Consider the following 11,616-nt stretch of genomic DNA (forward strand, 5'->3'; position numbering starts at 1 on the left):
GCGTCCCGGTACTCCGCTGTCTTCCGCCCGCTCGACCCGCTCGGTGGCGCCGTGAGTGCCGGCGGCGAACTGCTCGTCGGGCTGGCGATCCTCGTCGGCCTGCTCGGGATCGTGCTGCCGGTCCTGCCCGGCGTCCTGCTGATCTTCGGCGCGATCGCCGTATGGGCGTTCCTCACGGGAGGCACCACCGCATGGATCGTGCTGGGCGTCGCGGCGGTGGCGCTGCTGGTCACCGGCATCGTGAAGTACACCTGGCCCGGCAAGCGACTGCAGCAGGCCGGGGTGCCGAACCGCTCGTTGATCCTCGCCGGTCTGCTCGGCATCGTCGGGTTCTTCGTCGTCCCCGTCGTCGGGCTGTTCCTGGGCTTCCTGCTCGGCATGTACCTGTCGGAGGTGCAGCGGCATCGCACCCACCGCGACGCGTGGGTCTCGACGGTCGCGGCGACCAAGGCGGTCGCGTTGTCGATCCTCGTCGAACTGTTCGGCGGACTCGTCGCGGCGTCGGTGTGGCTGGGCGCCGTCCTGTTCACCTGAGCGCACCCGGAAAGCCGAGCAGACCCGAAAGCGAGGAGGGACCCATCCGCGCGGATGGGTCCCTCCTCGTTCGTGCAGTTCAGGCTGCTGTCACGCCTTGTGCGGCTCGCTCGCGCGGAACATGTCCTCGCGCTCGACGACCTTCACGCGCTCGCGGCCCTCGGCCTCACCGAGGCTGCGCTCGTGCGCGTCGAGGCGGTACCAGCCTTGCCAGGTGGTGTACGGCAGCTGCTTGTCCTCGAGGAACTTCACGATCGCGTCCTCGGACGGATCCTCGGGGGTGTTCAGCCGGCCGGCGGCCCGGTCCTCGAGCAGGTTCGCGACGGTCTCGTTCGCGTCGCCCTTGGTGTGGCCGATCAGGCCGACGGGGCCGCGCTTGATCCAGCCGGTGACGTAGGTGTGCGGCATGAACCGGTCGGGACCCTCGGCGTTCTCGTCGGCGAGCACACGTCCGGCCTCGTTCGGCACGGTGCCGGCCTGCTCGTCGAAGGGCAGCTTGGCGATGTTCTGCGACAGGTAGCCGACCGCGCGGTAGACGGCCTGGACCTCCCAGTCGTTGAATTTGCCGGTGCCGCGCACGTTGCCGGTGCCGTCGAGCTCGGTGCGCTCGGTGCGCAGACCGACGACCTTGCCGTCCTCACCGAGGATCTCGTGCGGGGACTCGAAGAAGTGCAGGAACAGCTTGTGCGGGCGGTTGCCCACATCGCGGATCGCCCAGTCCTGCAGAGTGTTGGCGACCATGTCGACCTGCTTGGAGTTACGCCGCGCCTGCTCGGAGCCCTCGTCGTAGTCGATGTCCTCGGGGTCGACGATGACCTCGATGGTCGGGGAGTGGTCGAGTTCGCGTAGCTCGAGCGGCGTGAACTTGGCCTGCGCCGGACCACGGCGACCGAAGACGTGCACCTCGACGGCCTTGTTGTTCTTCAGACCCTCGTAGACGTTCGGCGGAATCTCCGTCGGCAGCAGCTCGTCGCCGGTCTTGGCGAGCACGCGGGCGACGTCGAGCGCGACGTTGCCGACACCGAGGACGGCGACCTTCTCCGCCTCGAGCGGCCAGGTGCGCGGCACGTCGGGGTGACCGTCGTACCAGGACACGAAGTCGGCGGCGCCGTAGCTGCCGTCGAGATCGATGCCGGGGATGTTCAGCGCGCGGTCCGCGTTCGCGCCGGTCGAGAAGATCACCGCATCGTAGAAACGCTGCAGGTCGTCGAGGTTGAAGTCGCTGCCGTAGTCGAGATTGCCGAGCAGGCGGATCTGCGGCTTGTCGAGCACCTTGTGCAGGGCGGTGATGATGCCCTTGATGCGCGGGTGGTCGGGCGCGACACCGTAGCGGATCAGACCGAACGGCGCAGGCATGCGCTCGAACAGGTCGATGCTGACCCCGGGATCCTGCGCAGTGTCGGACTTCATGAGTGCGTCGGCGGCGTAGATACCGGCAGGGCCGGCACCGACGATCGCGACGCGAAGGGGACGAGTCTGATCGGTCATCAGGGGATCAACTACCTCTTCGGTGTGCGGACGGACATATCCAGCTTAAATTAAGGCTGCCCTCAGTGGGCTCGGCGCAGGTCGCGCGGGGATGACGGCGAAGGAGGACGAATCGAGCCGTCGAGCGAATCGCTTCAGCGACAACACATGTGGGCACCCATACGACACAGGTCGACGGCGAGGCGTCGAACGAGCTGCGTGGTGGCCATGCGACAATTCCTACCTCGAGAGGGTTTTTAGGGCAAATGCGGTCGTGACGGGCCGCGACCTCGCGCCCACTAGGATCGGGCGCATGGCCAAGCGCGGAGCCCCCGAACCCGAACCCGATCCCGGCCCGGATCCCGACAGTCCCACCAGTAGCAGCATAGGGCCTTTCCTCGGAGCCCTCGCGGTCCTGGTGGTGCTCGTCCTCGTCGTCTTCGGCGCCCAGCTCTTCTCCCCGGCGGGCGACGACCTCACCGAGGACGAGATGGTGCGCCGCGCCGTCACCGACTACGTCTCCGCGCACAACGAGAACGACGGACCGATCCTCGACCGGCTGCGGTGCAGCGATCTGCCCGCCGAGGAAGCACCGCTCGCGGACGTCGAGGGACGCGCGGAGCTGCAGGCCACGCAGAACATCGCCGTGGACGGCGATCGGGCCACCGTCGACGTCCGGACCGGCCTCGACGGGGAGACGCAGACCGAGACGTGGCAGGTCGTCCGCATCGACGACGTGTGGCGGATCTGCCGGTTCTGACGTGTCGCCGTGCGTATACGAAGCGGTGCCCGCGTGTACGTCACAGTCCGACCTGTGAAAATATGTCCCGGTGAGCTACGCAGGTGATATAACGCCGCAGCAGGCATGGGACCTGCTGCAAGGTGATCCGGATGCCGTGCTCGTCGATGTGCGTACCGAAGCCGAGTGGAAATACGTCGGGGTCCCCGAGACCTCGTCGCTCGGTCGCCGGACCGTGTTCGTCGAGTGGGTTCGTTACCCCGACGGCGCCCCCAACCCGAACTTCGTCGAGGATCTGAGGGCAGCGGGTATCGGCAGCGGACCGGTGATCTTCCTGTGTCGCTCGGGGCAGCGCTCCATCGGAGCGGCCACGGCCGCCACCGCTGCGGGCCTGACCCCCGCCTACAACGTTCTCGAAGGATTCGAAGGCGCTCTCGACGGCGAAAGCCATCGCGGTGCCGAGGGCTGGCGGGCCGCGGGCCTGCCGTGGAGGCAGTCGTGAGTTCCATCCCCCAGGGCGGCGCGTTCGACAAGGCGCTGCCCGCCACCGTTCGCCCCGCCACGCTCGGCGTGCGCGGCGGCACCCTCCGATCCGGTTTCGAGGAGACCTCCGAGGCCCTTTACCTCAACTCCGGGTTCGTCTACGAGTCGGCCGAGGCCGCCGAGGCCGCTTTCACCGGCGACGTCGACCATTTCGTCTACTCCCGCTACGGCAACCCCACGGTGAAGATGTTCGAGGAGCGCCTGCGCCTGCTCGACGGTGCCGAGGGGGCGTACGCCACCGCGTCCGGCATGTCCGCGGTGTTCACCGCGCTCGCCGCGTTGCTCGGCAAGGGCGACCGTCTCGTCGCGGCACGCAGCCTCTTCGGTTCGTGCTTCGTCGTGTGCAACGAGATTCTGCCCCGCTGGGGCGTGGAGACGGTGTTCGTCGACGGCGAGGATCTCGACCAGTGGGAGAAGGCACTGTCGGTGCCCACCACCGCGGTCTTCTTCGAGACCCCCTCGAACCCCATGCAGACCCTCGTCGACGTGCGTCGCGTCTCCGAGATGGCGCATGCGGCGGGCGCGAAGGTGGTGCTGGACAACGTCTTCGCCACCCCGCTGCTGCAGCGCAGCCTCGATCTCGGTGCCGACATCGTCGTCTACTCCGGCACCAAACACATCGACGGTCAGGGCCGCGTGCTCGGCGGAGCGATCCTCGGACCCGCCGACTACATCGACGGGCCGGTGCAGAAGCTCATCCGCCACACCGGGCCGTCGCTGAGCCCGTTCAACGCGTGGACGCTGCTCAAGGGTCTCGAGACCATGCCGGTGCGGTTGCGCGCCTCGGTCGATTCGGCGCTGCGCATCGCGCAGTTCCTCGAATCGCAGAATGCGGTGCGCTGGGTCAAGTACCCGTATCTCGAGTCGCACCCGCAGTACGAACTCGCGAAGTCGCAGATGAGTGGCGGTGGCACGATCATCACGTTGGAGCTCGACGCCCCCGAGGGCGAGGGCAAGAAGCGTGCCTTCGAGCTGCTGAACAAGCTGCGCATCGTCGACATCTCGAACAATCTCGGCGACTCCAAGTCGCTCATCACCCACCCGGCGACCACCACCCACCGGGCGATGGGACCGGAGGGCCGGGCCGCGATCGGTTTGTCCGACGGCGTGGTGCGACTGTCCGTGGGCCTCGAGGATCCCGAGGATCTGCTCGAGGATCTCCAGCAGGCGCTGTCCTGACCTGGGACGCCGTGAGCTACGCTGCGGGTGTCCTGCCGATCCGGTAGGGCACCCGCTGCGTTTTCGGTGAAGCCGGTGAGATTCCGGCGCTGTCCCGCAACTGTAAGTCCCGATACGGGGTGAGCCAGGTCGGCCGGCGCGGAGGGTCCGTACGTACTGGTCCTCGGACGAAGGACGGTGGCGTGCCGCAACCGCCTGTTGCAGCCGTGCTGTTTTCGTCCTCCGAACAACGGAGGATGGCTGTGCCACTCGACAACCACCGACGGCTGCTCGCCGCCGGACTGACCGCTTTCGCGCTCCTCGCCGCAGGGTGCTCGAGCAGCGACGATTCGTCACCGTCCGGTGACACCGACATCACCTCCGCGGACGTCCCGCAGGCCATCGTGTCGCTGAGCCCCACCAGCACGGAGATGCTCTACGCCGTCGGTGCCGGCGACCAGGTGGTCGCGGTCGACGACCGATCCGATTATCCGGCCGACGCGCCCGTCACCGATCTGTCGGGGTACACCCCGAACGTCGAGGCGATCCTCGGTTACGAACCCGACCTGGTCGTCGCCAACGCCGACACCGCCGATCTCGTCGCGGGGCTCGAGCAGGCCGGTGTCGAGACGCTGATCCTTCCCGCGGCCGAGAACCTGGACGACACCTACGCCCAGATCGAGCAGCTGGGAGCCGCCACCGGACACGTCGGTGACGCCGCCGAGCTCGTCGCGCAGATGAAGACGGACATCGACGGGATCCTCGCGGGCCTCCCGGAGCGTGAGACCCCGCTGACCTACTACCACGAGCTCGATAACACCTTCTACACCGTCACCGACGACACCTATATCGGCGATATCTACTCGATGCTGGGCCTGACCTCGATCGCGACCGGCGGCAACGGTTACCCGCAGCTGTCCGCCGAGTACGTCCTCGAGCAGAACCCCGACGTGATCTTCCTGGCCGACGGACAGTGCTGCGGCGTCACGCCCGAGGTCGTCGCACAGCGTGCGGGTTGGAACGAGCTCAGCGCCGTCCGTGACGGTCGCGTCTACGTCCTCGACGAGGACATCGCCAGTCGCTGGGGGCCGCGCGTCGTGGACCTGATGCGTGAGATCGCCCGGATCGTCGGCGGCATCCCCGCGGCCCAGCCCACGCCTTGATCTCTCTGTCGCGACGCAGTACCCGCGCCCTGCCACCCGGCGGTGCGCGGGTACTGCCGCGCAACGCGCTCGCGCTGACCGGCGCGGTGCTCGTCCTGTTCGCCGCGATGCTGGTCGGGATCCTCGTCGGACCGGCCGGTCTCACCACGGGAGGGGTGCTGCTCGACATCGCCGACCGCCTGCCGCTCGTCGACGTCGACTCCGGGTTGAGCACGCGTCAGCAGGCGATCCTGTGGAACATCCGGATGCCGCGCGTCGTGCTCGGGGTGCTGGTCGGTGCGATGCTGGCCATCGCCGGTGCGGCCTACCAAGGGGTCTTCCGCAATCCGCTCGCCGATCCCTATCTGCTCGGGGTCTCCAGCGGCGCCGGTCTCGGTGCCACCCTCGCCATCGTCGTGGGCGGCGCGGCCGGGTTCGCCGGTGTCCCGATCGCGGCCTTCGCCGGGGGCCTGCTCGCCGTCGGCGCGACGTATTCGCTCGGCCGCACCGTCGGCGGCAGCCGCTCGGAAGTCGTCATCATCCTCGCCGGTGTCGCCGTCGCGGCCTTCGCCAACGCGATCCAGACGTTCTTCATGCAGCTGCACGACGACACCCTGCGGCAGGTGTACTCGTGGATGCTCGGCCGCCTGTCCACCGACGGTTGGTCCGACGTCGTCGTGGTCCTGCCGTACGTCGTGGTCACCGTCGCGATCATCGCGCTGCATCGGCGCACACTCGATGTCATGGCGGTCGGCGACGTCGAAGCCGCGAGCCTCGGGATCAACCCGGCGCGCGTGCGGCTGCTGCTCGTCTGCGTCGCGACCCTCGGAACCGCGGCCGTCGTCTCGGCGAGCGGTCTCATCGGGTTCGTCGGCATCGTCGTCCCCCACGCGGTCCGGCTGCTCGCCGGACCCGGCCACCGTCTCCTGCTGCCGCTGTCGCTGCTGGTGGGTGCGTCCTTCCTCGTCCTCGCGGACGTCCTGGCCCGCACCGTCATGTCGCCCGCCGAACTGCCGATCGGTGTCGTCACCGCGGCGATCGGGGCGCCCTTCTTCCTCGTCGTGCTCAGACGGAGCCGAGGTGTCCGATGAAGAGCGATGTTCTCACCACCCCGACCATGACGGTGTCGTGCCGGCAGCTCAGCGCCGAACGCGGTGGCGTCGAGGTGCTGCACGGGATCGACCTGAACGTCACCGCCGGCTCCTGGCTATCGCTGGTCGGACCCAACGGGTCGGGCAAGACCACCCTGCTGCACGTCCTCGCCGGTCTCGTGCCGGCCACCGGTCACCTGCAGGTCGCCGACATCGTGCCGGGGCGCGCCGGACGTCGGGACATGGCACGCGCGGTCGCGCTGATGCCGCAACGCCCCGTGGTGCCGGAAGGTGTCACCGTCAGGGAACTGATCCATCTCGGCCGCACCCCGCACATCCCGCGCTTCGGATCCGAGACCGCGCACGACCGCGAGGTGGTGGACCGGATCGTAGAACGGCTCGAGCTCGAAGCGTTCGCACCGCGACTCGCGACCGAACTGTCCGGCGGTGAGCTGCAGCGCGTCGTGCTCGCACGCGCTCTCGCCCAGCAACCGCGGGTGCTGCTCCTCGACGAACCCACCAGCGCACTCGACATCGGACACCAGCAGCAGGTACTCGAACTCGTCGATTCGATGCGCACCGAAGGCGACCTCACCGTCATCGCCGCGATGCACGACCTGACCTCCGCCGCCCAATACGGGGAACGGCTCGTACTGCTCGATCGCGGGCACGTCGTCGCCGACGGAGCGCCCGACGACGTCCTCACCGCCGAACGCATCGCGCAGGTCTACGGCGCCCGCGTCGAGATCCTCGACCGCCCGGCGGGTCGCGCCGTCCTCCCGCTCCGCGACAGCACGAAGGACCGCTGATGGAAGTCGTGCTCCTGGGAACCGGCGCGGCGGACGGGTGGCCGAACCCGTTCTGCACGTGTGCATCCTGCGCGGATGCCGCGCGTCGCGGCGAGATCCGCGGGCAGACCGCGGCACTCGTCGACGATGTGCTGATGCTCGACTGCGGTCCTGAGGCGCCCCGCGCGGCCGTGCGGCACGGCAGGTCGCTGGCGCAGGTGCGGCATATCCTCCTGACCCACGCCCATGCAGATCATCTGGGCCCGCAGGCATTGTTGTTCCGGTCGTGGGTGGCCGCCGGCGTCGAACTCGATGTGATAGGTCCCGCCGACGCGCTCGACACCTGTAGACCCTGGGTGGCTCCCGACGCGCCGGTGCGTTTCGTGCCGGTCGAGCCGGGGGACTCGCTCACCGTCGGCGACTACTCGGTGCGCGTTCTTCCCGCACGGCACAAGGTCTTCCGCGACGGCGACGCGGTGCTGTACGACCTGTCGGGCCCGGGCGGGTCGCGGTTGCTGTGGGCGTGCGACACCGGGATGTGGCTCGCCGAGTGGTTCGAGGCCGTGCGCGACGCCCGGTTCGACGCGGTATTCCTCGAGGAAACCTTCGGCGACCGTTCCGAACGGTCCGAGGGTCACCTCGGCCTGCCCGAGTTCGGCGCGATGGTGGATGGTCTGCGCGGTGTCGGTGCCGTCACCGAGAACACCGAGGTGGTCGCAGTGCATCTGGGCCACCACAATCCGCCCATCGACGAACTGCGGAATCGTCTGCAGCAGGTGGATGCTCGTCCCGGTCGTGACGGTGAGGTGGTCTACGTGGGTGAAGGCACTCCGGTCGTGCCGCATCGGACGCTGGTTCTCGGGGGAGTGCGGTCGGGCAAGTCGCGGCACGCCGAGGAACTACTCGCGTCCTGCCCGTCCGTCACCTACGTCGCCACCGGCGGGACACGAGAGGGTGACGCGGAGTGGGCGGAACGTGTTGCACTGCACCGGGAAAGACGTCCCGGTTCATGGTCGACGGTGGAGACGGTCGATGTCGCCGAGGTGCTGTGCACCGCTACGGAACCGCTGCTGATCGATTGTCTCGGAACGTGGTTGACGGCACGGCTCGATATCCACGGTGTCTGGGATGATGGCGACCTCGACCCTGTCCACTCCGATGTGGACGAGTTGATCGCGGCGTGGCGGAAGTGTGCGGTGCCGGTGGTCGCCGTGAGCAACGAGGTCGGTAGCGGAGTGGTGCCCGCGACCTCTTCGGGCCGATTGTTCCGCGACATGCTTGGCCGGCTCAATGCGCGGGTCGCGGAGGCCAGTGAGTCGGCAACTCTCGTGGTGGCGGGGATTCCCATTTCTCTGAAATCGGATTGATACCTGTTCTTCTCGTAACGCTGCGGACAACCCCGGCAGAGGTGAATTCCGGAAAGTGGTGCGTCAGGCGAGCAGTCGGTAAAGACCGATCAGCCCCACCACGACGATCACCGTCCGCAGCGCGACCGGCGACAGGCGTCGGCCGTAGTGCGAGCCGAGATAGCCACCGATCAAAGAACCCACCGCGATCAGTGCGGCCACGGTCCAGTCGATCCGGTCGAACGCCACCAGGATGTACGCGCACGCTGCCACGACGTTCACCACCAGCGACAGCAGATTCTTCACCGCGTTCTGTCGCTGGATGTGGTCGTGCAGCAACGCTCCGAACAAACCCATGAGCAGAATGCCCTGCGCCGCCGTGAAATAGCCGCCGTAGATGCCGACGGCGAAAGTGCCGACGACGAGCAGTGTCATCCGCACCGGTCCGAGGTGGCCGTCGGCGTCGCCGCCGGTTCTGCGGGCAACCCACGCCTGGATCTTCGGCTGGAACACGACGAGGGTAAGGGCCAGGAGGAGCAGGATGGGTACGACCGTCTCGAAGACGGTCTCGGGCAGGTGGAGCAGGAGCCACGCTCCTACCAGTGCCCCGCAGAACGACGCCGGGATCTGCCATCGCAGCCGCTCCCATTGCCCGCGCAGCTCGCGCCGATACCCCCAGGTGCCTGACACACCTCCAGCGACCAGGCCGATCGCGTTGGACATCGTCGCGGTCACCGGGGGCACACCGAACGCGACGAGCGTCGGGAAGGTGATGAGAGTGCCGGATCCGACGAGGGAGTTGATCGCTCCGGCGCCCAGTCCGGCCAATGCGACGAGGAAGAGTTCGAGCGGGGTCACCGAGGCGAGTCTACGGCGTACCGAAACCGGCCTTGTCGTCGATGCCGGGGCACCGCGTCGACATCGACATCGGTCTCGACGAGGAACGGATTTCCGTCACAGTGAGAGAAACCTTTCCGCGGCGTGCCGCACTCCGTAGCTTTAGCCGCGACCATCCAGAGCGACCGAGAGACCTGGCTCTACGACGTCGCAGCAACCCCCCGTACGCGGGTGCGGGTGCTACCGCCGGGACCCACGTCTGCACCCTCGATTTCCCACACCCCGCATTCCCGAAAGGCCCATTCCGATGGCTCCCGCCCACAGAACGTCGCCGTGAGCACGTCCACCCGGGCACGACAGTCGAAGCGGTCGAGGCGTACCGGTCGGCGTTCCGTCCGTCGCCGATCCTGAGGAAGCCCTACGTGGTGGTCTCGGCCGACGCGGTGGTCGCCGACGACGACGCCACCGCACGCGAGTTGGCGTCGACCTACGGGCATTGGACGCACAGCATCCGCTCGGGCCACGGCGCGATCCCGTACCCGGACCCAGAGACCACCCCGCCGCTGACCGACGAGGAGCGAGCCCTCGTCAACGACCGCATCGTCACCCAGTTCGTGGGGGCGCCGAGCTCGGTGGCGGAGCGTCTCGACACCCTCCGCCGAGTAACGGACGCCGACGAACTCGTCGTCACCTCGGTCACCCACGGCCACGAGGACCGTCTGCGTTCCTACGAACTGCTGGCCCGCGAATGGGGGTTGGCGCGGGTCCGCGCCGCGTGATCGTTCGTCGAGACCGGTGTTGTTGTCGATAACTCGCGAGAAATCGACAACAACACCGGTCTCGTTTCGGGGCGCCTGGGGATAACGTCGAAAGTTCTCCACAGACGGCGGATTCGGGGTACCGGAGGGACCGGAGACCGGGCACGCTCGCGCTCATGGTCGACTTCCACGAACCGTTCGCCGGCACCGATGCGCTGGCGGCCGGATCGGTGACGCGGTACCGACTCCGGCACCACTTCGTGAAGCTGCATCGCAATGTGTACGTTGCTCCGGGAGTCGAAGCGACCGCACTTCTACGCGCGAAGGCAGCCTGGCTGTGGGCGGGAGGTAGAGGGGTACTGGCCGGACCGTCCGCAGCCGCCGTGCACGGGACCCGTTGGCTCGACGCGTCGTTGCCGGCGGAGATGGTGCGACCCGGAAAACTGCACTCGACGCCGGGCATCATCGTTCGCAGCGTCGACGACATCGAATCCTGCGTCGTCGACGGAATGACGGTGACGATACCGGCCCGAACGGCCTTCGACCTCGCGCGCGGTGCGGACCTCGATCGGTGCGTCGAAATGGTGGACGCGCTCTGCAATGCGACCGGAACGAAGGTCCACGAGATCGAAGCGGTGGCCGCTCGGAACAAGGGCGCTCGGCACCTCGCGTCCGTACGGAAGGTTCTCGAACTCGTCGACGGAGGTGCCGCGTCACCACCGGAGACGCACACGCGGCTGCTGATCGTCCGATCCGGTCTGCCCGTGCCGGAGACGCAGATCGAGATCTACGACGGTGGGCGGTTCGTGGCACGCGCGGACATGGGCTGGAAGCAGTGGAGGGTCCTCGTCGAGTACGACGGTGCGCAGCACTGGACCGATCGAGTACAGCGGACCATCGACATCGACCGCTATACGTTGCTGTCGGAGCTCGGTTGGACCGTGGTGCGTGTCGGCGCCGACCTGCTGTATCGGCGACCTCAAGTCCTCGTCGAAAGGGTGCGACGCGCGTTGCACCGCGCCGGTGCCCTCGGGTGACCTGTCGAGACCGGTGTTGTGTGCGATTCTTCGGTGAATTTCGAACACAACGTCGGTCTCGACCGACGACGAGCGTCCGGTGGGCATACTCGGGGACATCGGAACGCGAACGGTCGGAGGAATCTGTGGCTCAGGGTTTGAAGTTGGGATACAAGGCGTCGGCGGAGCAGTTCGGG

At 67.8% G+C, this 11,616-nt stretch carries 11 protein-coding genes, 1 pseudogene and 2 riboswitches; of the genes and pseudogenes, 10 read left to right on the plus strand and 2 right to left on the minus strand.

Annotated features, from left to right (window positions below; genetic code table 11):
• The first annotated feature begins 51 nt into the window (after positions 1-51).
• On the plus strand, positions 52-534 hold the full coding sequence (locus AC6CID_RS12865) for a DUF456 domain-containing protein (RefSeq protein ID WP_006552932.1): 483 nt from the start codon (positions 52-54) through the stop codon (positions 532-534).
• A gap of 90 nt (positions 535-624) precedes the next feature.
• On the opposite strand, the gene AC6CID_RS12870 is transcribed toward AC6CID_RS12865, so the two are convergent.
• On the minus strand, positions 625-2,022 hold the full coding sequence (locus tag AC6CID_RS12870) for an FAD-dependent oxidoreductase (protein ID WP_033096189.1): 1,398 nt from the start codon (positions 2,020-2,022) through the stop codon (positions 625-627).
• 292 nt (positions 2,023-2,314) lie between these two features.
• Here AC6CID_RS12870 and AC6CID_RS12875 point away from each other — a divergent pair, with 292 nt between their 5' ends.
• The 7 genes from AC6CID_RS12875 to AC6CID_RS12905 all read left to right on the plus strand — a co-directional run bounded on the left by AC6CID_RS12875 (position 2,315) and on the right by AC6CID_RS12905 (position 8,829).
• Complete coding sequence (locus tag AC6CID_RS12875) at positions 2,315-2,761, plus strand: Rv0361 family membrane protein (protein ID WP_498354046.1); 447 nt, start codon at positions 2,315-2,317, stop codon at positions 2,759-2,761.
• Between the two features lie 70 nt (positions 2,762-2,831).
• Complete coding sequence (locus tag AC6CID_RS12880; RefSeq protein WP_006552929.1) at positions 2,832-3,242, plus strand: rhodanese-like domain-containing protein; 411 nt, start codon at positions 2,832-2,834, stop codon at positions 3,240-3,242.
• Entirely contained in the window at positions 3,239-4,462 is a 1,224-nt protein-coding gene (locus AC6CID_RS12885; RefSeq protein WP_121209258.1) for an O-succinylhomoserine sulfhydrylase, read from the plus strand. Before AC6CID_RS12880 ends, AC6CID_RS12885 begins: the two co-directional genes overlap by 4 nt.
• A gap of 24 nt (positions 4,463-4,486) precedes the next feature.
• Positions 4,487-4,614: riboswitch (cobalamin riboswitch) on the plus strand.
• Positions 4,615-4,698: 84 nt separating this feature from the next.
• The gene (locus AC6CID_RS12890; RefSeq protein ID WP_498354047.1) at positions 4,699-5,604 is read left to right on the plus strand and encodes an ABC transporter substrate-binding protein; all 906 of its coding nucleotides are present in this window, start codon (positions 4,699-4,701) and stop codon (positions 5,602-5,604) included.
• A 107-nt stretch (positions 5,605-5,711) separates the two neighbouring features.
• Positions 5,712-6,674 (plus strand): FecCD family ABC transporter permease, encoded by a 963-nt coding sequence (locus AC6CID_RS12895; RefSeq protein WP_498354052.1) that lies wholly within the window; start codon positions 5,712-5,714, stop codon positions 6,672-6,674.
• Positions 6,671-7,483, plus strand: a complete 813-nt coding sequence (locus AC6CID_RS12900; RefSeq protein WP_006552925.1) for an ABC transporter ATP-binding protein — start codon at positions 6,671-6,673, stop codon at positions 7,481-7,483. The genes AC6CID_RS12895 and AC6CID_RS12900 overlap by 4 nt, the downstream gene beginning before the upstream one ends.
• Complete coding sequence (locus AC6CID_RS12905; RefSeq protein ID WP_121208838.1) at positions 7,483-8,829, plus strand: bifunctional adenosylcobinamide kinase/adenosylcobinamide-phosphate guanylyltransferase; 1,347 nt, start codon at positions 7,483-7,485, stop codon at positions 8,827-8,829. Before AC6CID_RS12900 ends, AC6CID_RS12905 begins: the two co-directional genes overlap by 1 nt.
• A 63-nt stretch (positions 8,830-8,892) precedes the next feature.
• Here the strand turns inward: AC6CID_RS12905 and AC6CID_RS12910 are convergent, their stop codons facing one another.
• Positions 8,893-9,666, minus strand: coding sequence for a sulfite exporter TauE/SafE family protein (locus tag AC6CID_RS12910; RefSeq protein WP_064061240.1), 774 nt, complete (start codon positions 9,664-9,666; stop codon positions 8,893-8,895).
• A gap of 153 nt (positions 9,667-9,819) precedes the next feature.
• A riboswitch (SAM riboswitch) is annotated at positions 9,820-9,917 on the plus strand.
• A 66-nt stretch (positions 9,918-9,983) separates the two neighbouring features.
• On the opposite strand from AC6CID_RS12910, the pseudogene AC6CID_RS12915 reads away from it, so the two are divergent.
• Both AC6CID_RS12915 and AC6CID_RS12920 read left to right on the plus strand, forming a co-directional pair.
• Positions 9,984-10,424: pseudogene (locus tag AC6CID_RS12915) on the plus strand (LLM class oxidoreductase); the annotation flags it as partial.
• A 155-nt stretch (positions 10,425-10,579) separates the two neighbouring features.
• Positions 10,580-11,440, plus strand: a complete 861-nt coding sequence (locus tag AC6CID_RS12920; RefSeq protein WP_217579530.1) for a DUF559 domain-containing protein — start codon at positions 10,580-10,582, stop codon at positions 11,438-11,440.
• Positions 11,441-11,616: the final 176 nt, after the last annotated feature.

Source organism: Rhodococcus sp. GQ147 (genome assembly GCF_059759155.1).